The organism is Ensifer sp. GW101-20A05, from assembly GCF_059424735.1.
The window spans coordinates 177445-200847 of record NZ_JBWKZT010000008.1; the positions used below are offsets into that span (position 1 = coordinate 177445).

25 protein-coding genes are annotated in these 23403 nt (G+C 59.6%); 6 read left to right on the forward strand and 19 right to left on the reverse strand.

What is annotated here, in order from left to right; genetic code table 11:
- Positions 1-32: 32 nt before the first annotated feature.
- The 3 genes from alr to AC070A_RS20735 are packed head-to-tail and all read left to right on the forward strand — an operon-like array spanning position 33 to position 2857.
- A complete protein-coding gene (gene alr, locus AC070A_RS20725) occupies positions 33-1166 on the forward strand; it encodes an alanine racemase (RefSeq protein WP_492384263.1) in 1134 nt (377 codons plus the stop codon).
- A 27-nt stretch (positions 1167-1193) separates the two neighbouring features.
- Positions 1194-2444: a D-amino acid dehydrogenase gene (locus AC070A_RS20730; RefSeq protein ID WP_492384264.1), complete on the forward strand. Its 1251-nt coding sequence runs from the start codon at positions 1194-1196 to the stop codon at positions 2442-2444.
- A gap of 35 nt (positions 2445-2479) precedes the next feature.
- Entirely contained in the window at positions 2480-2857 is a 378-nt protein-coding gene (locus AC070A_RS20735) for a RidA family protein (protein ID WP_492384265.1), read from the forward strand.
- A 96-nt stretch (positions 2858-2953) separates the two neighbouring features.
- On the opposite strand, the gene AC070A_RS20740 is transcribed toward AC070A_RS20735, so the two are convergent.
- From AC070A_RS20740 to AC070A_RS20760, 5 genes are all read right to left on the reverse strand, one after another.
- On the reverse strand, positions 2954-3652 hold the full coding sequence (locus AC070A_RS20740) for an alpha/beta fold hydrolase (RefSeq protein ID WP_492384266.1): 699 nt from the start codon (positions 3650-3652) through the stop codon (positions 2954-2956).
- Between the two features lie 459 nt (positions 3653-4111).
- Positions 4112-5209 (reverse strand): phosphatase PAP2 family protein, encoded by a 1098-nt coding sequence (locus AC070A_RS20745; protein WP_492384267.1) that lies wholly within the window; start codon positions 5207-5209, stop codon positions 4112-4114.
- An 11-nt stretch (positions 5210-5220) separates the two neighbouring features.
- A complete protein-coding gene (locus AC070A_RS20750) occupies positions 5221-6096 on the reverse strand; it encodes a phosphatase PAP2 family protein (RefSeq protein WP_492384268.1) in 876 nt (291 codons plus the stop codon).
- Positions 6097-6371: 275 nt separating this feature from the next.
- Positions 6372-6824 (reverse strand): DUF2721 domain-containing protein, encoded by a 453-nt coding sequence (locus AC070A_RS20755; RefSeq protein WP_492384269.1) that lies wholly within the window; start codon positions 6822-6824, stop codon positions 6372-6374.
- Between the two features lie 227 nt (positions 6825-7051).
- Positions 7052-7513, reverse strand: a complete 462-nt coding sequence (locus tag AC070A_RS20760) for a hypothetical protein (RefSeq protein WP_492384270.1) — start codon at positions 7511-7513, stop codon at positions 7052-7054.
- 378 nt (positions 7514-7891) lie between these two features.
- Here AC070A_RS20760 and AC070A_RS20765 point away from each other — a divergent pair, with 378 nt between their 5' ends.
- Entirely contained in the window at positions 7892-8410 is a 519-nt protein-coding gene (locus tag AC070A_RS20765) for a tetratricopeptide repeat protein (RefSeq protein WP_492384271.1), read from the forward strand.
- Between the two features lie 203 nt (positions 8411-8613).
- Here the strand turns inward: AC070A_RS20765 and AC070A_RS20770 are convergent, their stop codons facing one another.
- The 14 genes from AC070A_RS20770 to AC070A_RS20835 all read right to left on the reverse strand — a co-directional run bounded on the left by AC070A_RS20770 (position 8614) and on the right by AC070A_RS20835 (position 21825).
- Entirely contained in the window at positions 8614-9192 is a 579-nt protein-coding gene (locus AC070A_RS20770; protein WP_492384272.1) for a hypothetical protein, read from the reverse strand.
- Between the two features lie 178 nt (positions 9193-9370).
- Positions 9371-10675 (reverse strand): DUF8689 domain-containing protein, encoded by a 1305-nt coding sequence (locus tag AC070A_RS20775; protein WP_492384273.1) that lies wholly within the window; start codon positions 10673-10675, stop codon positions 9371-9373.
- Between the two features lie 16 nt (positions 10676-10691).
- Positions 10692-11636 carry a type II secretion system F family protein gene (locus tag AC070A_RS20780; protein ID WP_492384274.1) on the reverse strand — a complete coding sequence of 315 codons (945 nt, stop codon included), beginning with the start codon at positions 11634-11636 and terminating at the stop codon, positions 10692-10694.
- 7 nt (positions 11637-11643) lie between these two features.
- Positions 11644-12597 carry a type II secretion system F family protein gene (locus AC070A_RS20785; protein ID WP_492384275.1) on the reverse strand — a complete coding sequence of 318 codons (954 nt, stop codon included), beginning with the start codon at positions 12595-12597 and terminating at the stop codon, positions 11644-11646.
- Positions 12594-14042, reverse strand: a complete 1449-nt coding sequence (locus AC070A_RS20790) for a TadA family conjugal transfer-associated ATPase (RefSeq protein WP_492384276.1) — start codon at positions 14040-14042, stop codon at positions 12594-12596. The genes AC070A_RS20785 and AC070A_RS20790 overlap by 4 nt, the downstream gene beginning before the upstream one ends.
- 20 nt (positions 14043-14062) lie before the next feature.
- A complete protein-coding gene (locus tag AC070A_RS20795; RefSeq protein ID WP_492384424.1) occupies positions 14063-14602 on the reverse strand; it encodes a L,D-transpeptidase in 540 nt (179 codons plus the stop codon).
- 68 nt (positions 14603-14670) lie between these two features.
- Positions 14671-15813 carry a pilus assembly protein gene (locus AC070A_RS20800; RefSeq protein ID WP_492384277.1) on the reverse strand — a complete coding sequence of 381 codons (1143 nt, stop codon included), beginning with the start codon at positions 15811-15813 and terminating at the stop codon, positions 14671-14673.
- 28 nt (positions 15814-15841) lie between these two features.
- Positions 15842-16465 carry a TadE/TadG family type IV pilus assembly protein gene (locus tag AC070A_RS20805; RefSeq protein WP_492384278.1) on the reverse strand — a complete coding sequence of 208 codons (624 nt, stop codon included), beginning with the start codon at positions 16463-16465 and terminating at the stop codon, positions 15842-15844.
- Positions 16459-16941, reverse strand: a complete 483-nt coding sequence (locus tag AC070A_RS20810; protein ID WP_492384425.1) for a TadE/TadG family type IV pilus assembly protein — start codon at positions 16939-16941, stop codon at positions 16459-16461. The genes AC070A_RS20805 and AC070A_RS20810 overlap by 7 nt, the downstream gene beginning before the upstream one ends.
- Positions 16941-18563, reverse strand: a complete 1623-nt coding sequence (locus AC070A_RS20815) for a TadE/TadG family type IV pilus assembly protein (protein WP_492384279.1) — start codon at positions 18561-18563, stop codon at positions 16941-16943. The genes AC070A_RS20810 and AC070A_RS20815 overlap by 1 nt, the downstream gene beginning before the upstream one ends.
- Before the next feature lie 101 nt (positions 18564-18664).
- On the reverse strand, positions 18665-18994 hold the full coding sequence (locus tag AC070A_RS20820) for a pilus assembly protein (RefSeq protein WP_492384280.1): 330 nt from the start codon (positions 18992-18994) through the stop codon (positions 18665-18667).
- Positions 18975-20447, reverse strand: a complete 1473-nt coding sequence (locus tag AC070A_RS20825) for a type II and III secretion system protein family protein (protein ID WP_492384281.1) — start codon at positions 20445-20447, stop codon at positions 18975-18977. The genes AC070A_RS20820 and AC070A_RS20825 overlap by 20 nt, the downstream gene beginning before the upstream one ends.
- A gap of 77 nt (positions 20448-20524) precedes the next feature.
- Positions 20525-21526 carry a Flp pilus assembly protein CpaB gene (gene cpaB / locus AC070A_RS20830; protein WP_492384282.1) on the reverse strand — a complete coding sequence of 334 codons (1002 nt, stop codon included), beginning with the start codon at positions 21524-21526 and terminating at the stop codon, positions 20525-20527.
- Between the two features lie 104 nt (positions 21527-21630).
- Positions 21631-21825 (reverse strand): Flp family type IVb pilin, encoded by a 195-nt coding sequence (locus tag AC070A_RS20835; RefSeq protein ID WP_492384283.1) that lies wholly within the window; start codon positions 21823-21825, stop codon positions 21631-21633.
- 330 nt (positions 21826-22155) lie between these two features.
- On the opposite strand from AC070A_RS20835, the gene AC070A_RS20840 reads away from it, so the two are divergent.
- Together AC070A_RS20840 and AC070A_RS20845 are read left to right on the forward strand one after the other, a co-directional pair.
- Positions 22156-22668 (forward strand): A24 family peptidase, encoded by a 513-nt coding sequence (locus AC070A_RS20840; protein ID WP_492384284.1) that lies wholly within the window; start codon positions 22156-22158, stop codon positions 22666-22668.
- 222 nt (positions 22669-22890) lie between these two features.
- On the forward strand, positions 22891-23265 hold the full coding sequence (locus tag AC070A_RS20845) for a VOC family protein (protein ID WP_093234528.1): 375 nt from the start codon (positions 22891-22893) through the stop codon (positions 23263-23265).
- Positions 23266-23403: the final 138 nt, after the last annotated feature.

Consider the following 23403-nt stretch of genomic DNA (forward strand, 5'->3'; position numbering starts at 1 on the left):
ACTAATCTCCCGCCAACATGGGGGAGACTGAAATGGACGGGGCAATACAGGCAAGAAGGCAAGGTACGGCGACCGCCACGAGCGGCGCATCGGGCTACCTGGCCATCGATCTAGGGGCCATTGCTCGCAACTATGAAAAGCTGGCGGCTGAGGTAGCGCCTGCGCGCGCAGCCGCGGTCGTCAAGGCGGATGCCTATGGGCTCGGCGCCAACCGTGTCGCCGCAAGGCTCTACCAGCAAGGCTGCCGTCACTTCTTCGTCGCCCAATTCGTTGAAGCCCTGCGCCTGCAGACAAGTCTCGCAGCCGATGCCACCGTCTATGTGTTGAATGGCCTCCAGCCCGGCAATGAAACTGCCTGCGCTGAGCACGGCATCGTACCGGTCATCAATTCGCTGGAGCAGTTGCAGCGCTGGAACGAGACTGCAAAGGCGCTCGGCGGCAAGCTGCCGGCGGCTCTGCAATTCGATACCGGCATGTCGCGCCTCGGCGTTCCACCGGCAGAACGCGCCGCCGTTGCCAGCCTGCTGACAGCAAGCGGTAGCATTGATGTCCAGTTCATTATGAGCCACCTCGCCTCGGCCGACGAGGCCGAGAGCGAGCAGAACGGAAGTCAGCTCGCCGAGATGAACCGCATCACGGCTGAATTCCCCGAGTTCGACCTGTGCTTCGCAAATTCGGGCGGCATCTTCCTCGGCAGACCCTATCATGGTGTACTTGCCCGTCCCGGCATCGCACTCTACGGCGGCGCGCCGACCGCCAACCAGCTCAATCCGATGGAACCCGTCCTGCGCCTCGATTTGGCTGTCGTGCAGACCCGCACCGTGCCTGCCGGGGCGCGCGTCGGCTACAGCGGCACCCATATTGCCGCGGGAGAAACCCGCCTTGCCACCATTGCCGCCGGCTATGCCGATGGCCTGCCGCGCGGCCTGAGCGGCCGCGGCGCCGTCTATTGCGACGGCATTCGCCTGCCGATCGTCGGCCGGGTCTCGATGGACAGCATCACCATCGACATCTCCGCTTTGCCGGAAGGTCGCCTTCACCTCGGCAGCCTCGTGGAAGTGCTCGGACCCAATCAAACGCTTGAAGACCTTGCGCGCGACGCCGGCACCATCTCCTACGAAATCCTGACCGGCCTCGGCCAGCGCTACGAGCGGCAATACCGCTGACCCCTTCTCTTCTCCCGTGAGGACATCATGAAAGTTATCGTTCTCGGCGCCGGCATCATCGGCGTGACGTCCGCCTACCAGCTTGCCAAGGCAGGACATGAGGTGACGGTCATCGACCGTCAGCCCGGTCCCGCCTTGGAGACGAGCTTCGCCAATGCCGGCGAAGTCTCTTTCGGCTACTGCTCACCCTGGGCCGCGCCCGGCATTCCGATGAAGGCGATGAAGTGGCTGTTCATGGAGCATGCACCTCTGATCCTGCGCCCGAAGGTCGACACCGCCATGCTGTCGTGGATGGTGAGGATGCTCTCCAACTGCACGTCCAAGCGCTACGCCATCAACAAGAGCCGCATGTTGCGCCTCGCCGACTACAGCCGCATCTCACTCGCCACACTGCGCACAGAGACCGGCATCGCCTATGACGAGCGGATGCAGGGCACGCTGCAATTGTTCCGCACACAGCAGCAGCTCGATGCCTGCGGAAAGGACGTCAAGGCGCTCGCCGCCGACGGCATTCCTTACGAGGTGCTGGACCGCGACGGCTGCATCCGGGTCGAGCCGGCGCTGAAGCACGTGCGCGAAAAGATCGTCGGCGGCCTGCTGACACCGAAGGACGAGACCGGCGACTGCTTCAAGTTCAGCAATGCTCTCGCGAAGAGGACTGAAGAACTCGGCGTGCGCTTCAATTATGGCAGCATCATCCGTGGCCTCGACGTCGAGGGCGGCCGCATACGCGGCGTCGTCACTGCGCACGGAACGCTGCAGGCCGACGCCGTTGTCGTGGCGCTCGGCAGCTTCTCGCCGCTGCTCGTCAGGCCACACGGCATCCGTCTGCCGGTCTATCCGGTCAAGGGCTATTCGCTGACGATCCCTATCACCGACGCGTCGCGTGCGCCGGAATCGACTGTGATGGACGAGACCTTCAAGATCGCCATCACAAGGCTCGGTGATCGCATCCGCGTCGGCGGCATGGCCGAAATCTCCGGTTATACCAACGATCTCGGCGAGCCCCGCCGCCTCACACTGCAGCATTCCGTCACCGACCTCTTCCCTGGCGGTGACGTGTCTAAGGCCAGCTTCTGGTCGGGCCTTCGCCCGATGACGCCGGATGGCACGCCGGTCATCGGTGCGACGAGGGTCGCGGGCCTCTATCTCAACACCGGTCACGGCACGCTCGGCTGGACGATGAGCTCCGGTTCGGCTCGGGTGATCGCCGATCTCGTCAGCGGCCGCAAACCTGAGATCGACGCAACCGATCTCGCAATTGCTCGCTACGCGTAAGCGGCTCTGTTCAATCCCTTTCGAGGAAACAAATCATGATCCAGGAAATCCACACGAACGACGCGCCGGGCGCCGTCGGCCCCTTCTCGCAGGCGATCAAGGTCGGCAGTCTGCTGTTCGTCTCCGGCCAGCTGCCGATCGATCCAGCAACCGGCGAATTCAACTCGGATGACCCGATCGCGCAGGCCGATCAGTGCCTCAAGAACCTTGCCGCGATCGCCGCCGCCGCCGGCACGAGCCTCACCAACACCGTCAAGACAACGGTCCTTTTGACCGACCTCGGCAACTTCGCCGAAATCAACAAGGTCTATGCGGGATTCTTCTCCAAGCCTTTCCCCGCACGCGCCTGCTACGAAGTCAGCGCGCTTCCAAAGGGTGCAAAGGTCGAGATCGAGGCGGTCATTGCGCTCTAAGCGCCTCGCGTAGGAGACGTCAATCAAATGGGCGGCCAACACCGCCCAACCGCTCCAGGCATGGCGTGGCTTGATACCACGCCAAAAAAGTGTTCATCAGCTTCCGGCGCGTTGTCGGTCGAGCCATTCCGCGATGACCTTGGCGAGGCGTTGCGGCGCCTCCATGGGAACCATGTGTCCGGTGTGTTCGATAATTTCGAAGTCTGAGCCGGCGATACCGTGACGCAGCTCAAGCGCTTCGGTTCGCGACCTCAATCGGTCCTGCTCCCCCGCGATGACGAGGGTTGGACACCGGATCGTTTTCAGATCATCCCGTTCGTCTCGCCGGTCGATCAGCGACTGCCGGCGAAACACTTCACCTCCCAACCGCTGCCCCGCCGCTTGGATGCGTTCGATAATGTCTGCCCGCTCGGCATTGTCAGGATGCAGCGACGAGACTACGGCCGTCCGGCTCAGCCCCTTGAACACGGCACCGCCCGCTTGTCCAGCGATTGCGGCCTTCCGCTGAAGCTCTACATCGCTGTCGCCGCGTGCGGATGTCGCGATGAGGATGAGGGCGGTTACCCGGTCGGCAGCCTGCCGGACGATTTCCCGAGCGACGTATCCCCCCATGGAGAATCCGACCAACACGAACGTCGACGGTGCTTCCGACAGGGCGCGGCGGGCCATGGCCGGTATGGAACTGTCCTGCGAAAGATCAGCGTATGTGGCGGTGCCAAATTCGCTCAGCGGGGGAACCACGTCACGCCAAAGATCGGCGTCGAGCATGAAACCCGGAACCAGAAGCATCGCCATGTTTCGCCACCTGTTCGCGCAAGTCGAGTGACGGTATCGGAAGAAAGAAGACAAGTCGTCAAGGAGAACGCTCGCTTCGGATCAAAGGCCGACATGAGGCGACGCCTCGGGATCAGACCGTCTATCCCAACTGCTCGGCAAAACGCACCCGGTCCTGCGGTATACCGTATACCGCGCTGCAGCCAGATCCTTTCTCGTCCATTTTCCCGCTGCCTGCAATTACAGTCGACTGGGCTTGCCCGGCACAAAACGCCCGGCAACGTTTCCGATACTGTCTCGATAGACGACCAACTCTCTCTTCTCTTGGGAGCCAAGCCCGCCCCGACTTGACCGTAGTCAAGCTCATCCTGCCCGGAAGGACCCCGCGCAGCTGTGTTGGACCAAAACCTCTGCGCCAGCTCGCTGGCAGTCCTTGGCGCGCCGTCCTTTCCTTAGTCTCAGGCTTATCCATACCTATGTTTATCCCTCTCGCGAAGAGAACTGGTTATGAAGTGGAGGTTCCGCTACCAGGGCTAGCGGTTCGGGCGCACCCAAAACGGCGTGCGGCATCAGCGTACGGGATAGGAACCGCGATGCAATCCCGAACCAGATCATTAGTGTCGCCGCATAGGAGACGTAGGCATCAACGGCATAGTGCCAGCCCAGGTGTATCGACCCCAAAAATATCAGAACAAAATGGATCTTGAGCGCCCATTGTATGGTGGGGTGAAAGCTTCTTGAGGCTAGGACCATCAAGAGCGCCGTAGCGTTGTGAAGGCTGGGCATGGCAGAAATGCCCATTTCGGCGCCTGAACCAGCGTACCCCTTCCAAAGCAGGCCTTGGACGTCAAGGGCAAAGATCGGCGCGCTTTGGTCAGCAGCCTCGAGATAGGACATCAGACCGGCATACGGGTTGCCCCCGAGCCCTAGGTTGCCGAAAAAACATGGACCGGCGGATGCGAACGCCGTCGCCAGGACGCTACCGAGAAAGATCCACAGCAACGCAAAAGTGACGAGAAACTGAGTGCGCTGAGGTCGCTCGCTGAATGCAAGGGCCATCCAGAAGGTCCACATCACCATGAACCATATACTGTAGTTCATGCTGAGCAGGAATGTCACCGGCCAATAGCCCAAGACCGGCTGAAGCCACTGCCAAGGGAGCCAGCCAAAGTGAAGTGTTCGATCAAGATCGCTCAGCGCCTCGTCCCAGGAGAACGCAGGCAAACGAGCTTTCCACGGCCAGAATACGCTTATAAGGATCACTTGTGCGAAGCCAACAGGAAGATAGGACGTCGCCGTTGCGAATGATACGCCACGGATGTCTCGGATGATCGCGGTAATCGGTCGGTCTACGCGATTGACCAGAACATGGTAGCCCCCCCTGACGCCTGCCGCGAATAATACAGTTATCGAGACTAGGCCCACCGAGGAAACGAAGAAATACCCAATCCAGGTGCTAGGCGCCATTTCAAGGACGATAATTGCTAGAAGTAAATAAGCGATCGACAACAATACAACCGTAGCATCTCGGCGTGCACCAGCAATCAATGCGCTCACAAATGCTTGAGGACTAAACATTGTCACATCCCTCAGACTGCTTCAGGCGGCTCGAGGCGTCCGGACAGGGACCGGTCCGTCAGATACCCAGACGCTTTCCAAAACAGGAGCGCTATGCCGCCCCCAATGATTCCGTCGGTCGCGTAGTGCCAGCCGAGCTGGATCGAGCCGATGTAGATCGTGACGGCATAGACCAAGCCAATCTTGCGACACACGCCACCTCGCTGCCGGGTCACACATGCGATGATCACGGCAACCGCGACATGGAGGCTGGGCATTGCTGAAATACCGGAGGTCACCACCCCGGTGGCAGCGTCGACGTTCCTGAGCAGCGCCATCAAGGGCGCGTATGTGTCGTCACCGTAAAGAAGTTCCACAAAACAAGGCCCAGACGACGATAACAGGAGTGCCAAGATGCCGCCTACGAACCAGGTCAGCAAGGTCGTCAAGATGTACCGCAACCGCAGCTCATGATTACCGATCCACGGAAACGTCCGATCCAGTCGGATCAGGCTCTCGTCCCAAGAGAATGGGACGATCGCCGGAATCGTCGACTTGACGGTACTGAACACAAAGATCATCGCGACAACGATTGCGGTCGAATGTGTTGCGTGTGCCAACCTATCGTTCGCTAGCAGAATTTTTTCCATGTGCGCCTTCAGTGCCGCCGTCGGGTGCTCTTCCCTTCGTGCTAGCATCGTGAGCACTGTCCAAAGCATGTAGAGCGACGCCATGCTCGAAACTGCCGAAAACGACCAGTTCACATAGAGCGATGCTGTTTGATAACGCGGTTCGACATCAGGATACCAAATCAGGCTCGCCATAGCCGCAGCGTGCGCCATGAGGATCGTATAGGCTAACCGATAGTCAGCGGCAGCCCTGCCGAACGAGGAAAGAAGCACCGTCATTGAGCAAAACCGTCATGGATGTCCCCTGCCGCCATTCAATCGCAGTTTCTAATATTTAGTCAACCGCCGATTGCCGGGGTCAAGACCCAGAACCTTCAAACTAACGGCCTAGCGCCTCTACCTCGCCCATACAGACTGGGTTGCCGAGCGTGTGTCCGGAATGCTTGATGCGACCAGAGAATTTGCACCTTAAAACGGAGCCGCTTGAGTGCGTCGCGAACCATCCTCAATTTGTCGTCGGTCTTGCCAGCTTTATCTCCGTCGTCTCACGAAGTTCAATCGCGCCCGGCAGCCGATTGATCCTTCCGCATCTGGCGCAGCATGTTCCGCCCGGCGATGAGCATCTCAAACAGGAACGCCACGAGCGAGACGATGAGCGAGACGATCGCACCGCCGAAGAACCAGAACAGATTTTCCTCGCGGAACCCGAGCGCGAGCGCGCCGGCAAGCAGATTAAGGATCGCGCAGCCGGTACAGATCGCAGCCAAGGTTCCCAAAGCGACCGCTATCTCCAGGGCAAACGTCCGCCGGCGCAGATAGTCCAGTTGTAAGCGCCGCGCTTCACCGTCGCCATCCTTTTCCCCCACCTCGTTAACCCGATCCGAGACCCTGCCGAGACGTGTCGTATAGACATTGACAAAACCGGCTGTGCCGGCGAGCAGGAAGACAGGCGCCAGGGACGTCTGGATGATCGAGGCCAAGTCGTTGACGATTGAAGGTGGCTCCATAAGTGCTCTTAATAATTTCGCCTTGATGTGAGTAGCGTCCGATCAACCTACAGCCGCAAAAATAGACAATTTTCCGGCGGCAGCTTGGACGACTTTCCGCAACTCCTTACCGAGAGCCGTCCGCTTGATCGCATAGCATCAGATCAATGCGTGAAGCGAGATCCTCGATCCCGTATATGAAGTTCGTGAACTCTTGTTAAAAAGACATCCTCGGCAGGCTCGTCATTTCATTGGGTGCAATGACGAGCGAAACGGAAGCTCTTGATGATGGCCGCGTGAGCGCTAACGCAGGCCAAGAGGATCAGAACGAACAAGGCGAAGGCCGCAGACGAGCCGTTGACGAGTGACCAGCCAACTGGCGGAAGTTGCGAAAACGAAAGATTGGCGAGCCCTGCGCTGTTTTGCGATATCTGGAGCACAGCGAGCCCGGAGGCGATGAGCGCCGCGTGCGCATGAATGAAGCGCAGCCGCAGATGTCGCTCCGGCCGAACCGCGAGATAACCGCCAACCGCGGCGGCGACAAGAAGCGTAAAGGTCACGCCCCAGAAGACCATGTCGGAAGCGGTTACAAGCGTCAGTATAAGCGTGCGCGTCGTCGGCAACATGGTCGTGTACACGGCCCACACGAGTGGGCTGGACGGAGTACTGCACAGTAACGCGACGCTGAGAAGCGAGATGGTCGCCGCCATGTAGGCTCCGCATGGCCCCAGTCGAATCACGGTCAAAACTAAGGCGCGCATACTCTATTCCTTCAGCCCCCGTGCACCCATCTGGCTTGTATCAGACCAAAATATAAGATGATGCTTAATCGAGGCTTACGCGATTTGCCGGCTGGAGCAGAATATCTTGCCGCCTGACGGCCCCCTCCGCGTCATCTGTCAATTCCACCGATTGAATATCTGGGCGACAAGGCGGAATTGCAGGGGCGGATGCGACCGGCCGGCCGGCAGGTGTCTCTTTATTGCGACTCCCAAATTCAATTCTATCTTTATTAGCTATTTTTCCGGAAGATTTCCGGTGAGCTCATTTCTAGGCGAGGCTAGGATGCCGGCAATTGGGGGAACGTAATGGAAATGTCTCGGAGCAAAATAGGCCGCGTTACGCTGCTCGCAGGGGTGCTGATCGTGGCCGGGTGCCAATCAGATGCACTCGACGATGTCGCCGCCTTCGGCGATAGCGCGAAAACTCTCAACGATGATTCGGCGGTTGCCTTCTACAAGGACGATGAACTGGTGACCACGGGCAAGCTCCAGTTCCAGGAGAAGAACTACGGAAAGTCCTACGCGATCTACAAACGGGCGGTCGAGGTCTTTCCACGGGATCCTGCCGCTTGGTTAGGCTTTGCGGCTTCTTCTGACATGATCGGCCGGTTTGATACTTCCGATCGCGCCTATGCGCAGCTGTCCAAGATGATCGGCGGCACCGCCGTCTACTACAACAATATCGGCTACTCCCACCTGCTGCGTGGTGACTTGCCCGGGGCTCGAACCTACTTCCTGAAAGCATATGAGATCGACCCCTCGAACGAGACCACGGCGAGGAACCTCGAGTTGATGAAGAACAGCGTCAAATACGCGCAGCGGTAACTGGCTGTCGCCGCTCGCGCTCGTCCGTCGGCGCCAAGCCGCCTTGGAGCTAACACACTTACCTGAGCTTCTACTGAGGACGAACGCGCCGGCAATACTTCTGCGAATGAAGAATGCTAGGCTATTGTATTGAGACAACCATTGCTCCTTCGACGACTCATCGAAGAAGTTACAGGTGAGACCCCGCGCCAAGGGGGCTCAATCTAGTGCACCTTTCTTAGAACGAGCTTGCCATCCGCCGAGACAGTCCGCTCGTAGCGCGGCAAGTTGGCGATGGAACCGCCCTGGGGATCGGCTGCGGCAAGGACATCATCTACAGCGGATTGCGGAGCGGAAACCGAATAGGATGATGGTGACAGGCGCTGGGGCACTTCTTTCCCGGGTGCGCTGATGATCATGCTGCCGCTGGATGCGAACATGCTTGGGGTCATACGGTCATCGAGGTCGGCGACATCCTTCTGCAACTCCTCAACGGACTTGCGAACGGCCGCCAAATCATCTGCCTTGGCCCCGCTGGCGATGTTCACGGCTTGTTTGCTGATCTGCTGCTTCAGGCCGTCGATCGAGCGTTTGAGAGCAGAAAGGGTGTCTCGGCTTTCACGAACGTCTGCAGCATTCTTTGCGGTGTAAAGCAAGATTCCGGCGTTTAGCGGCAGCAGCATGAGTCCCAGCGCTATGATCGGCATGCTTCTCGAGCGGCCTGGCTCCTTCGCACCGTGCTCTCTGCGCCGCAATTCGACGTCGGGCTCGATTTCGACATCGACATTCGAAATATGCGTCATCGATTTCCTCCGTCAGCAAACCGGGCCGCAGCCCTGACTTCATCTATCCCCAAAACCCCGCGTGATCCAGATGGACCGCACTCGCCTTATATGTCCTGCACTTTTGCGTCGATGACCGGCCTGCACGAGCATTTCAGATATTCCTTAACAAAGCTGCCCCTGCCGAGCGCTCGCCCGCCTAATCCAATGCGAACACCCCTCCCCAAGCCCGCTCAAGCATCTCCACCGACGCGACCTTCGGCAGGTCGTTGAACTCGCAATAGGAGGAGATGAAATCCAGGAGGTATTTAGGATGGTAACAGGACGCCAGCGTATCCCCTCGGTACTTCCGTTCATAGAAAACGTGCAAATCATCGCGCGCCAAGTCTACGGCGACCGCGCGGGCATAGGAGTCGAAGATTCGAACATATTCATCCCGCGATGGGTTATTCACATATATCTTATATTTGAGGCGGCGCAGGCCGGCTTCATCGGAAAGCTCCCGGGGCGGAATGTTGGTCGAAAAGACGACGAGCTCGTCGAAGGGCACCTTGAACTTCTTGCCGGTATGCAATGTCAGAAAGTCGTAACCACGCTCAAGCGGCACGATCCAGCGGTTGATAAGCGCTTGCGGTCGGTCCTGCTGACGCCCGAAATCATCGATGATGAAGACCCCACCCGAGGCCTTCAGGTGCACCGGTGCTTCGTAGACGTTGGATGCCGGGTTGTGGGTCAGGTCAAGCAATTCGAGGGTGAGTTCGCCACCAGTCTTGATGATCGGCCGCCGGCATTCCACCCACCGTTGATCGGCCTTCGGGTGCGGTTTAGTCATCGGCTCTCGCACGGCCTGATGCGTCGCCTCGTCATAGAAACTGATGACGTAGCCACCGACCTCAATGGCGTAGGGCACCCAGATCGTCTGGATGAAAAGCTCGGAGGTCCGCTCGGCAATGCTCGTCTTACCGTTGCCCGGCGGACCATAGAGAAGGATGGAACGGCCCGAATTGACCGCCGGTCCCAGCTTCTCGACCAATGCCGGCGACAGCACCAGCCCGTCCAGGCTTCGGACAAGCCGCTCGGGAGTGACGCGTTCGTGATGGATTGACTGCACAGCGATCTGGCGACAGAAGGCGTCGAGTGACACGGGGGCCGGGCCAACATACTCCGACTGCCGCTGGGCCGCCTGCGCATATTCCAAGCCCTTGATCGAAAGGGCATAGCGGATGTCGGACTTGACATCGTCCCCCGCCAACCCCCGCGCCTCGAGAAAGGACAGCTTCACCAATTCCTTGATGAGAAAGTTCGTCAGCACCTTCGAAAGCTTCATCCGGTCAGAAAGATGCGAAGCCGTAACCGTGTCCTGCTCGGTTGCGCATTTCGCGGCAAGCCGCAACAGGAACGACAATTCCAGCCCGCATTCGTCGAGACTCAGCGGTACCATCGGCATGCGCGGATCAAGCGCGAGAGCAAAGTCTTCACGGTCTTGGCTGGGCAAATATTGCATGGAGTCTTGCTCCTACCTATCCACCGGCGCGGAGGCCGGAGAGGAGGTTGATGACGCGAATGACGACGGGGACGAGTACGATGATGAGACTGACGGGAAAGAGGAAGGCGCCGAGCGGCAACAGCATCTTGATCGGCAGGGCATTGGCCTTCTCCTCTGCCCGCACGATCCTGAGATCACGCATTTCCTTGCTGTAGACACGCAGCGTCTGGGTGACGCTGGTTCCGAGCTCTTCCGACTGTCGAAAGAGTACGGCGAGCACGCGCGCTTCATCGATCCGCAAACGCGTCGCGAGGTTGGCCAGGGCGTCGCGTAAGCGGCGGCCACCGCGCACTTCAAGCATCATGATTGAAAGATGCAGACCAAAATCCTGTTGTTTCTGCACGAATTCGCGCGCGACGCGGTTCGCAGCCGCCTCAAGGCTCATGCCCGCGTCAAGGCACACGATCAGCATGTCCATGAAATCGGGAAAGAGCCGTCGGTATTCCCGCTCCTTGGCGTCGCCGCGCCGGTCGATGTAGATATTGACGAGCACGAAGGCGATACCGGTCGCGATCATCGCCACAAGCAGGACCGCAAGCCGGGACATCTCGGGGGCGAAGCGGTTCAGGGCCCAGGCAGCCCCCACCGTGACAATACCGCAAAGGAGCGCACGCACCACTTGAAACACGGTAACCGCTCTGGCCCCGAAATATCCGGCACGGATCAATCGGTTCTGGGTGGAGTTAGCATTCTGGTCCCGCCGCGTGATTTCGAAATAGCGGCGAATTAGTCGGTTCTCCGCCTCGCCCAGATCGACAAGCGTGCCGTCTCCGAGTTGAAGATCGTCGACGCCTCGCTTCGCAGTCGCCTCCGACAACCGGACGCCAACCTCGCGTCTGCGAAACATCAGCTCCGACGTAACGCCAGAGAAAATCAGAACCGCGAGAAAGACGACGATGTAGATTCCGTACTCGCCCATGGCGACCTCAGTATTCGAAGTTGACCATCTTGTAGAGAATAATATTACCGACTGTCATGATGGCGATGAGCACGATGACAATGGTCGTGCCGTGACCACTCGCCCAGACCGTGTCGAAGTAAGTCGGTGCAAGCGCCTTGATCATTGCGTAGAGAAGAAATGGATAGGCCGACATGAAAACCGCGGTGATACGCCCTTCCGACGAAATCGCTTTGACCTTGGCTTTCAGCATCGTGCGATCACGCAGGGTCTTCGAGAGGTTCTGAAGGATTTCGACGAGATTCCCACCCGTGCCCGCCTGCACGCTCAAGGCGATTGCCAGCAGGTTCAGATCTTCCGCCCCGACACGGTGACTGAGGTTGACGAGGGCGTCGTCCAAGGTGGTGCCATAGGTCAACTCATCCGAAAGCAGACCAAATTCCGTTCCGACCGGATCGGGCATTTCACGCGCTACAAGGGAAATTGCGGCCGGCAGCGGATGACCTGCAGCTAGGCTGCGATTGGCAACGTCGAGTGCCTCCGGAAGCTTGAGGGTAAATTTGCGCATCCGGTTGGCCCGCATGCGCCAGACGACGATGACGGGGACGAGAAGGCAGGTTAGCAGGAAGATGGAAATCCGGACCAGGATGGTCGGAATCAGGAATTGAACGGCCAACCAGATCCCAACCGCGCCGGCGATCCCGTAAAGCGCGAACCAACGCGCGTCGAACTTGATACCGGACTGAGCATAGAATTGCCGGGCACGCTGAGCCAGCGGCATGGATTGCCAATCTTCGTCGGCGCCGCGCTCCTTCAGCATCGCACGGTAGGTTTTGAGGCGGTCCTCGCTCGCATCGAGCACGCCTAGCCGATGATTGACGGCGCGTTGCCGCTCGGACTTCCGGAAGTAGCTTCGCAACAGCGCCTCGACGGAAACCAGCACAGCGATGAAGACCGCGGCGTAGAGGAGCAGCAAGGTCATGTTTCAATCGCCCCCGTTTGCAATGGTTTTCCCGGATCGAAGATCGCCGCCGGGATCACGATCCCAAGCTCCGCGAACTCCTCGACGAAGCGTGGTCGAAGGCCGGTCGCACGGAATTCGCCGTGGATGCGGCCATTCTCGTCGGTAGCGGTTCGCCTGAACCGCATGATCTCCTGCATCTGCACGACCTCGCCCTCCATACCGGTGATCTCGGAGATCGACACCACTTTGCGACTGCCGTCGCTCAGGCGCTGGACCTGAACAATGATGGTGATCGCCGAGGCGATCTGCGAACGGATGCTGACCTGCGACATGGGCATGCCCGCCATTCCGACCATCTGCTCGAGCCGACCGACGGCGTCGCGCGGCGTGTTGGCATGAATGGTCGTCATCGAGCCTTCGTGGCCGGTGTTCATCGCCTGCAGCATGTCGAAGGCCTCTTCGCCGCGCACTTCGCCGACGATGATGCGATCGGGGCGCATGCGCAGGGCATTCTTGAGGAGCTCGCGCTGGCGCACTTCGTTACGGCCATCGAGGGTCGGCGGCCTCGTTTCCAGCCGTCCGACATGCGGTTGCTGCAGCTGCAATTCGGCCGCGTCTTCGATGGTGATCAGGCGCTCCATGGTCGAGATCTGCGATGACAGGGCGTTGAGCAGAGTCGTCTTGCCCGAGCCTGTGCCGCCGGAGACGACCATCGACACCCGGCCCTTGACGGCAGCGCTCAACAGAATCCGCATCGCGTTCGCCATGGCGCCATTCTCGACCAGACGCTCCAGCGTGAGCGGTTTGCGCGTGAACTTGCGGATCGAGACGAGCGGCCCGTCGACCGAGATCGGTCTGATGGCGACGTTGACACGTGATCCATCCTTCAACCGTGCATCGACCAGCGGCGTCGATTCATCGACACGTCGCCCGACCGCGGAGACGATCTTGTTGATCACCCGCAGCAGGTGATCTTCGTCCTTGAAACGCACCGCTGTGCTTTCGAGCTTACCACGCCTTTCGACATAAACGCTGTTGTAACCGTTGATCAGAATATCGGCGATCGAGTCATCGGCAAGCAACGGCTCGATCGGCCCGAGCCCGAGCATCTCGTCAGTGATATCGCGGATCAGGTCGTTGATTTCCTTGGCATTAAGCGGGAAATTGTTGCGCCGGATGTACTCCTTGACGAGCGGCCTGATCTCGGTAGCAATTTCCTCGTCGTCCATCGTGTCGAGTATGCCGAGGTTGATGCGGTCGAGAAGATGGCGATGCAGGTTGACGCGCTCCGCAACCATGTCGAGCCCGAGTGACTCCTCCAGCCTGGCGCTTGCCGCGGCGCCGGCACCCTCCGGATCGGGCATGACGGCAGCTTCGGCAACCGGCATCTGAGAAGGTTCAGCGGCTTCCTTCAGCTCCCCTTCCCGCTGCTTGTAGAAACGTCCAATGAACCCGGTTGCCATTGCTTCCCTACCTTCTTCGACTATTTGACGATCACCGTTGCTCCAACCGTCACCCGCTCATAGAGATCGATGATGTCGGCATTGCTCATGCGAAAACAGCCTGAGGACGCGAACTGCCCGACAGTCGACTGCTCGTTCGTTCCGTGGATGCGATAAAGCGTGTCGGCGCTCCCCCGGTAGAGATAGATGCCGCGCGCGCCCAATGGGTTGAACGGACCCGGAGGCACCAGCTCAGGCAGTTCCGGCGCGCGCGCCTTCATCTCGGCCGGCGGCCGCCAATCGGGCCATTCGGTTTTTCGCCCCACCTTCACCACGCCGCTCCAACGGAAACCGTCGCGGCCGACGCCGATCCGATAGCGGATCGCACGGTTGCCGGAGAGAACGAGATCGAGCGTCCGCTCCTGACTGGCGACGACGATCGTGCCGGTCGGATACTTTTTCTCGAGCATTACGACCGTGCTCGTTTTCGGCCCGAGACTGCGCGGCACCGTCCCGCCCGCCAATGCTCCAGTCGCAACCGGCGTGAGCGCCAGCGCACTCAAGAGCAGCACAGCCCGCATCCACCGGCCACGCCCGAAGCCAGCGCCGCCTCGGTCCATCGATCCACTGCTGCCGTGGAGGAATGCCTTCATCTGACGAGCGCTCCGAGCTTGCCGACGGCACCGCAGAAGGGCGAACGCGAGTTGACCTCGTTGGGCAGAACGCCGCGGTTCACCGCCTCGCTCAGCGTGTCCCAGTCATAGGGGATGATGTGCGCATGCGCATCCTTGAACACCTTGTCCACCTGCTCGCGGCGCACCCCGAGGCTGAAGAGCTTGGTATGATACTTGTTGATGACGATCTGGATCGAATCCGCGTTGCCCCGCAACCGTACGAGATCGAGGTAGAGGTCTTTGGCCTGGTGGAGCGCCGGGATCGTCATCTCCGTGACGATGGAAACGCTGTTGACCGACCCCAGCACATCGCTCTTCCAGGGCGTTTCGTAATAGGGAATGTCGATCACCATGTGATCGCTCTCGAAGGCGGCGACATCCAGCATGCGCAGCACCAGTTCGGCACCTTTGGGTTCGAGCAATACCGACGGCTGCTTGAACGAGAGCAGCGTGAAGCCACCCGGGTGACGCTTGCGCACCAGATCGATGAATTCGAGATCGACACGCGCCGGATTGGCGATAACGGTCTTCAAATCGTAGTCGTTGAGAAGGTTTAGGTAGTAGCCGAGCGATCCGGACGAGAAATCCAGATCGAACAGACCAACCCGCGGCGTGACGCCTTTCGTCGGCTGCGCCAATAGGTGGGCAAGCGATGAGGAAATGACGCTCGCCCCGGCACCGCCTACGGCAGCAACGATGGCATGAACCCGGCTCTCGTTGCCGCTGACGCCCGGCGCATGGGTCGAGATCATCTCGATCAGTGCACGGCGCTCGAGCGGCTTCTTCAGCCAGTCGTCACCGTTCAGCCGAAACAGCGGCCGCATCAGTTCATCGGACAGAACCTCGGAAACGATCACCATCGGAATATTGCGATGGTTGGCACGAAAGGCAAAAATCTCCGGGCGGCAGAGCATGTCGCCGCAGTCGACGTCGAGCACGATCAGGTTGAACTGTGTCGGATCGACCCTTCCCGTCTCGCCAAGCGCGCTCAGCGCCATGTGGCGCGCTTCGTAACGCGACAACGACCCGAACGTGTCGAGCATAAGGCTCGCCGCCGCCGCGTCGTCGGAGAGAACGAGGATCTTGGTGGTCGTTGCAAAGTTCATGTGTGCGGTCATCTCGCTCCCCCACGCAATATTGAAGGGCTCAGCAGCTTGAACATGTCTCGAGGTCTTCCGTCGTCAGTGTCACCGGGTGAGCGGGAACTTCGATCTGATCCAGCCCCAGCAGAGCGCCAAGTAGCGGCAGGTCGAATGTAACGTCGCGCACTTCCAGCCGCATGGTCAGCACCGGCCCGTTCGGTCGCCCCCAGTAGCCAAGCCCCGAGCGCTGGTAGGTTACCACCAGGTTTGCCGGCTGGATCCGCCAATTGAGGTCGCAGATGCCCGGGTTCGGGTCCCCCGCCACCCCGCAGACACCGTCGCTCCCCATGACAATCCGGGTCAATTCGTCACTGCAATTGGCGAGGGCCGGCCCACAGGTGGAGGATATCGCGGCGTCGTTCGGCGTCGCGTCACCGTTGTTCAGAGGATCGTCGGCGTCGGTCGGAAAGACATCTGCGAAGTCGCTGGTCAGGGGCTCGGAGACGGCTGCGAGCCGGGCACCAAGTTGCAGGGCCTTGACCGTCTGGTTCCATTGCGACATGGCGTAACCGAACTCGACAAAAGCCGAAATCGCCAGAAGTACAAGCGGCAGAGATATCAGACCTTCGGTGAGTGTCACACCGTGCTGATCCTGCCAGAAGGAGGCGGGCGATCGACGCTTTACCATCCGATGTACCTCTCTTCGTGGGAGGAACTGATGGTGATCTCATCGATGCCGAGCCAGGAAAAGATCGGCGAACTCTGGTAAAGATGCGAGGTCTGCACCGTGATCGTGCCATCGGCATCGACGGGAATGATGGTGATATCCGAAAGATCGGGTCCCCAGTCGCTGACGCGCAAAGCCGCCCCCGCGGCGGGGCCCTGCGTTCCATAGAAGGCGATCAGCTTTGCCGTCGCCTGGCTGCAGGTCGGCGTGTATGTCCCCGACGTCTGCCGGCACCGCGCGAGATAGCGACCCGCATCCCTGAGCCCTGCATCGATCTGCATCCGCTGCCAGAAGATATTGCCGAATTCGAGAATGCCGGCCGCAAAGAGGGTAACGAAAGGTATGGCGACCAACGCCTCGGTCAGCACCGCGCCGTCATCTCTCGACCAAAAGCCGAGACGGAAGCGATCGCAGATGATATTTCGCAGAGTGATGATCATCGGACCAGCTCCGCTTCTTCGCGCAGGAACTCGTCAAGCGTGCCGCGCCCGCCCTTGCCGGTGATGTCGATCATTTCCAGCGAAAGATAGCGTTCGCTACCTGCCTTGATCGCCGGTTTGGTCAGGAACATGCGGGCAAAGGCGACAGCCTCTGTGGCCTTATGGCCGTTCAGATGGCCAACCGAGGCCTCGTAACCGCAATTGACGATGGCGGCAAAGATCTCGCGGCGATCGCCATATTCGTCCGACGTATAGTTCGAGAGCGCCGGACCCGTGTAGCACTGGCCGCCCGTTTGGGGAGTTCCGGTTTCTCCGTTGTTCGAGGCATGGCTGATCAGCGACGGGTTGCTGAGCTCGTAGCGATAGACGTCGTAGGCGGAGGGCTGGCTCGGTGCTGAAGCGCCGCCGCTCGGATAGCTCGAATGGTTGCTGAGAACCGTGGTGACGGACGGCTTCGTGCCGCCTTGCGCGACCTGCCAGTAGGTCTCATAATTCCAGTTGTTGCCAGTGCTGATCTTGCCGCCACCCATCGTGGTCATCGTCGCGCCGTAGCCGAGCGGCACCGCCTTGGCAACATCGCCGACCGTGCTGTCGACCATAACCGGGTTATAGTCGCCGCAGATTTTGCTGGCACCACCCGTCTGATTCTGTGCGGAGCGCACATTGCTGGCCGGTCGGTAGCGACCGTCGTTGCTTGCACTCTTGAACGATCCCGAATACAAACCGAAGCGGGTGTTCACGCCGGCTTCCACCGGTCCCGCCTTTGCGCCGGTTTCGGTGTCGAGATTATCCTTGGTGTAACAGGTGCCCGGATTGCCCGTCGCAAGCGCCTCCGCCAGCACGGACGCACCACTGCCCAAAGGGGTTCTTAGGAATCCAAAATTGCCCGGTCCGGGATTGGATGACGACGTACTGTGCAGCTCGATCTGGAGACCATAGAGATCGCCGGCGGAGAATTTGGTGTGCAGCAGTTCGGCCACCTGTTCGCTGACAGCCGCACTGCTGTTGCCGGCCGGCTCATAAGGGTTGCAGATAAAGATCGGTGTTACGTCGCAGGCACTGACCTGGTAGGCTGCCACGGCGTCGGCGGAAACATTGATCGTATCGCGATCAAGCCCGACGGGCACGGGGAAGATCGTCTGCATCGCCTGGTTCTTGGCAGATACCCAGGCATAACCGGCCTCGTTCGGGTCATCTGTCCACATATCCTCGGTGATTGGGTCGTCGTCGTCTCCCCCGAACGTGCCGTCGCCGGGGATGCCCTTGAGGAATTTGACCCTCACCGTGCTCGCCGCTTCGTTCCCCGCATCGTAAGCGACCGTGATGTATGATCCCATCGACATGCCAGTCCCGCCCGCGCCGAAGGCCGCGGTGTTGGCAAGCTTTTCGATCGCAGCCTCGGCGCGGGTGATCGCGTCGTCTCGGCCGTCGAGCTCGCGGGCTCCCGCCAGAGCCATGGCATCGACCGCGTTCTGAAGATCAGTATGGAGATTGGCGCTGCGGCCGACGTCGATGACGATGAGAGAGACACCGAGCAGCAGCGGCATGGCAATGAGCGTCAACGCGATGACGTAACCTCGATGGTCGTCCCAGAACCCTTTGATTGCCCTGCTCAACATTGGCATGCCTCTCCAATCGCGGCGGCTTACCGTCGTGACACGTTGTTCTTATTGCATTCCTTCCAGGGGCCTTCGCCGCTTATCTGCTGCTGCCATCACGATCATTTTGCCGCGCTGCTATAGCCGTTCGTGCCGGTAGGGGGCGTGGCCGTCGGCAGGATCACTGCCGTTGGCATCGCTGCGCCAGCACTCGGGCCGGTGCCGTTGTAGTTCCGCATGACCCTGCCAATCGTCTTGCCGTCCGTGGCGATTCGGGTGTTCTGCGCCACCCTCGGGAAGGGATCCTGAATTTGGATGCCCTTGTTGGCCTCCACCGCATTGCCAAGCCCGAAGGTGATCGAGTCCCGGTGGTTCAAGTAGTCGGCGCAGCCGGAAACAAGGCTCGTCATCGCCAGAATCAGGAGTGCACGCTTACTTCTTTGCAACAGCAAGGACGCCTCCCGTGTCGAGATCAAGCCTGTGGCCATAAGGCCCGGTGACGCCCTCGCCATTGCGGAAACGGCGCAGCATGTCCTTGTCCACTTCCAGTACGCCAAGCGCAAAAAGCTCGACGTCATTGGATGAACGCGTCTGGTCGAGCGGACTATAGAGCGCCTCGCCGGGTGCCGCCGGCCGCACGATATGCGGGGTTACGACGATCACGAGATCAGACTCCCGTTTCAGGAAGCTGGTTGAGCGGAACAGTGCACCGATCACCGGAAGCTGCCCCAGGCCTGGCAGCTGCTGAATATCCTTGGAGTTGATCGATTGCAGCAGGCCGGCCATGGCGAAACTCTGACCATCGCGCAGTGCGACGGTTGTCTTGGCCGCACGCGAGATGAAGCCGGGGTTGCCGTTGACGTTGATCGAGGTATCGAGTTCGGAGACTTCCGGCTCGACCTTCAAACTAATCAGCCCGCCATCAAGGACGACAGGTGTAAACGTCAGGCGCACGCCGAAAGGACGATAATCGGTCTGCGTCGCTACCGTTGCGCCGTTGGCCACGGTCGTCTGGATTGGTACCTCGCCACCGGCATGGAAGCTAGCGGTCTCGCCGCTCATCGCAATCAGATTCGGCTGAGCGAGGCGACGCACCAGGCCCTTTTGTTCGAGAGCGTTAATGACGACATCGATCTGCCCGCCCGAGATCTCGAGGACCTTGGCAATCAGCTGACCGAATGGTTGCATGCCGGTTGCCGCGCCCGCCGCATCTCCCAGAGTGCGGACGAGTGCCCCATCTTTGACTGCGATACCCTGGCTGGTCGTCGCCTTGCCGATGCCATTCCTGCCCGCCCCTGCCCAACCGATGCCGAGGTCACGACCGGTTTGCCGGGACGCCTCGATCACTCGAACTTCCAGCATGACCTGCTGGGAATCGTTGACGCGCAACTGGTTGAGAACCGGCTGATCCGAATAGGACTGAGCGATTTCAAGCACCCGCTGCAACTCGGTCGCGTCACGCACCATCCCGGTCAGGCGAATGCGATCGTTCGAGTTGATCACCCGAACCTGCGATCCGGGTGAAGCCGCTCGTATGGCGGACGCCACTTCGCTGAAATCGCTGGCGACGCGGATGTCGATGACACCAAGAAGCTTCTTGTCGTCGCCATAAACCGAGATGTTCGTCGCCCCGTTCTTCTTGGCGCGGATGAAAAGTGATTTGTCGGAAAGCGGCACGACATCGATCAGCTCAGCACTGCCGATGACAAGATCGCCGAAGGGCTTGCCCGTCGCGATCGTTATCGTGTCGTTGGGCGGCAGCACCACCTGCTGAACCGATCCGCCGAGATTGACGAACTTCTCCTGCGCGTCCGCCGAACCGACAAGGCCAGGCCCCCAAAAGCCGCAGGCCGCAACGATCGCAACCGTCGCCGCGAGGGCCCTGCGTCTTGCAGCATGCCTCATGTTTCCCCTCATTCCTGCCACAGCCCCTCTCCTCGAAGCCGGCCCTGCCCCGAAACGGAGCAGGTTTAAATCCCATATTACTGGATCCCACCCACCCGGTATTCTTCCCGTTTGGTCGCGCTCCAGACGCCGACCGTCGCCCACTTCGGCTCCACCGGCAAGACCGGCGCGACATCCCGCTCGACAATTTGCACCTGTTTTTCACGTAAAGGTGCATTCATCTTGCTTTCGACGGAATTAATCCGGCCTCCGAGGTCCTCGCCGACCTTGCGAACCATGCGCTCGATCGACTCGAATCGCCCGTCGTCGGAACCTTGTACGAGTTCGGTGGCAACGGGGCCACCCCCCAGATCTGCAACGGTCACCGGCCTGGTCTGTTCGACGGAAGCCGAGGCAATATTACGAAGTGCCAGAGAGAGCGTCCCAATATTGGCGCCAAGCGTCAGCCGCTGCGCCTCGTCGGTCGTCACCTCGAAGGTGACAGTTTTTACAACCGAAGGCTCGTCTTTGCGCTCGTCAGCCGTCTGGTCCACGGCGAGCACCTTTACTCCCTGCAAAAGGACGTCCACAGAGGTCTGCTCGTTGCCGCTCTTCGGATTGCGGATGACGCGGGTCAGGAGTACGTCGACGCGATCCGAGGGACGCACGAAGCCGGCGACACCGAGCACATCGTTGACGCGGATGGAAACGGCCTTCATACCTTGATCGAGGGCAGCTGAGAGCGTGGCGCGCTCACCTGCACCCGTGATCTTCGAAGCCAACACAGGCTCGCCTGGATCGATCGCCTCCATGGCATAACGCGGTTCTTCCTTGTCTCCAAGAACAGCCTGGATCGCATCAAAGGAGCCTTCCGGTCTCTCATCTGACGGCCAGGGAATGGTCTTCAAGTTCTCTGCACGGACCCGGTCGCCGAAGCGCATGGACTTTGCCGCGACGACGAGCGTTTTTTCCGTTTGTTTGATGCCACCACTCGCCGCAAGACGGGCGCGCTCACCAGCGAGATAGGTGCGGATACCAAAGACCGCCGCGAAAGCAAGGAAGAGGGCAACTACAAGGCTGATGATCGTTGAGGAGCGCATCGCCAATGCTCGCAAAGTTGAAAAGTACAACTAACCTGAAATTTTAATTTAGGCGGAGAGGAGTTAACAAACCCCCCTCCTCCTGGATAATTATGTTAAGTAGTTCAAGCCGGTGGATCCAACTCAGTTGTCCACCATGTACCCCATTCACCCCAGGCCGTGCTAAGGTTCGATCCGGCTGCCGTTACTGCGGTGATTACTCCGCCGACCAGCAGCGCGAGCAGAATAAGGTATTCAGTCAGCGCTACGCCATCTTCTTCCCCCGCGAAAGCGCGGACTTTATTCAAAAGTGCTTTCATCGAGAATTACCTCCAACACAGTATACTTCCTGCGTGACCGCTTATTTTCCCGGCCCCCGCCTGTCATCGAGACCGCCTCTCCGACTGACATTATTAATAATCCCTTAAATATTATATCGTCAACTTCTAATACGAAGTGATATGAGCCATCTTTGGGTTATGGTTAAAATCAGAACCCCTACTTTTTAAGGGTCAATAGAGAGATCGCTTGCGGAAACATGACACCCGTTAATATTTCTTGAACTTTTCTGATCCGCGGTTTCTTGCGAAGCCTTTGGAAGAGCAACACAATTGCATCTGAGATCACCTATCGCGCAGAACTAGTGAAACATGACAGAACTTATCAATATAATCCCTTTGGTAGCGGCGGCGCTCTTTCTCTACTCCGCCTGGAGCGACTTCCAGCGCTGGCGCATTCCGAATGGCGTCGTGCTCGCGCTCGTCTCCGTCTACGCACTGGGCGCCATGATCCGGCTCACGACAACACAGGACATCGGCGCCGCGCTCTTCTCACTCGACGGCGTCGGCGGCGATATCGGGGCGGGTCTGCTGCTGTTCGCGCTTGGCGTCGTTCTTTGGGCCTTTCGGTTGTTCGGCGCCGGCGACGCCAAGCTATTCCTGCCGATTGGCCTCTTCGTCGGCTGGCACGGCATGCTCCCCTTCGCCGTTTTCCTATTGATCGGCGGGATCTTGACCATGCTAGCTTTGAGGTTGCCGATGCCGTTGGCGTTCGCGCACTACGCCGTGATCATGCGGATCGAAGAGATTCGCGTCACTCGCAAGATCCCCTACGGCGTCATCATGGTCTTCGCCACGCTTGTCACGATGGCCCTCAGCTTCTAAAGGGCTTGGATTGCCCATGGCGCTTTGGCTACGAACGACCGGCCGCTTGAACGCCCGGTCAGCGATCTGCTGCCATTGGGCTCTCCTCCTCCGTTTCTTGCCATTGATCGTTCAGACATGCCATTTAGGCTTGATGCAAATCGGCGGGGAAGGACCGATTAGCAGCACAAACAGCACTGAGGGCCCCACCGCCAGGCAGGCTCGCACACGTCAGGAGAACTCATGTTTGACCACGTCAAATTCGGCGTCAGGGACTTTGCCGCGAGCAAAGCCTTCTACCTAAGGGCTCTCGAACCGCTCGGTGTAGCTATCATAGCCGAGGGCGAACCGTCCTACGGTGTCGAACTTAGTTCGAAGGGCAAGGCTTCGTTGTGCCTGCACCAGACCGACGAGAAACCGGCGCATCTTCACCTGGCCTTCGCGGCCGAGAGCCGCGAGCAAGTCGACGCTTTCTACCGCGCCGCTCTGGCAGCGGGTGGCAAAGACAACGGTGCGCCGGGTCTGCGCCCGCGCTACCATGCGAACTACTATGCGGCCTTCGTGCTTTGTCCTGATGGACACAACATCGAAGCGGTTTGCCACGAACCCGAGGCCTGATCGAGAGCATCTGGCCCCGCAGGCGCCAGGCCCTCCGTCAACGAGGAGGGCCGTCTGTCGCGCTATTGAACCGCGGCGGTTCCATAGACGAGGTTGGGAAGCCACAGCGAGAGCTGCGGAAACATTCTGAGCATGACC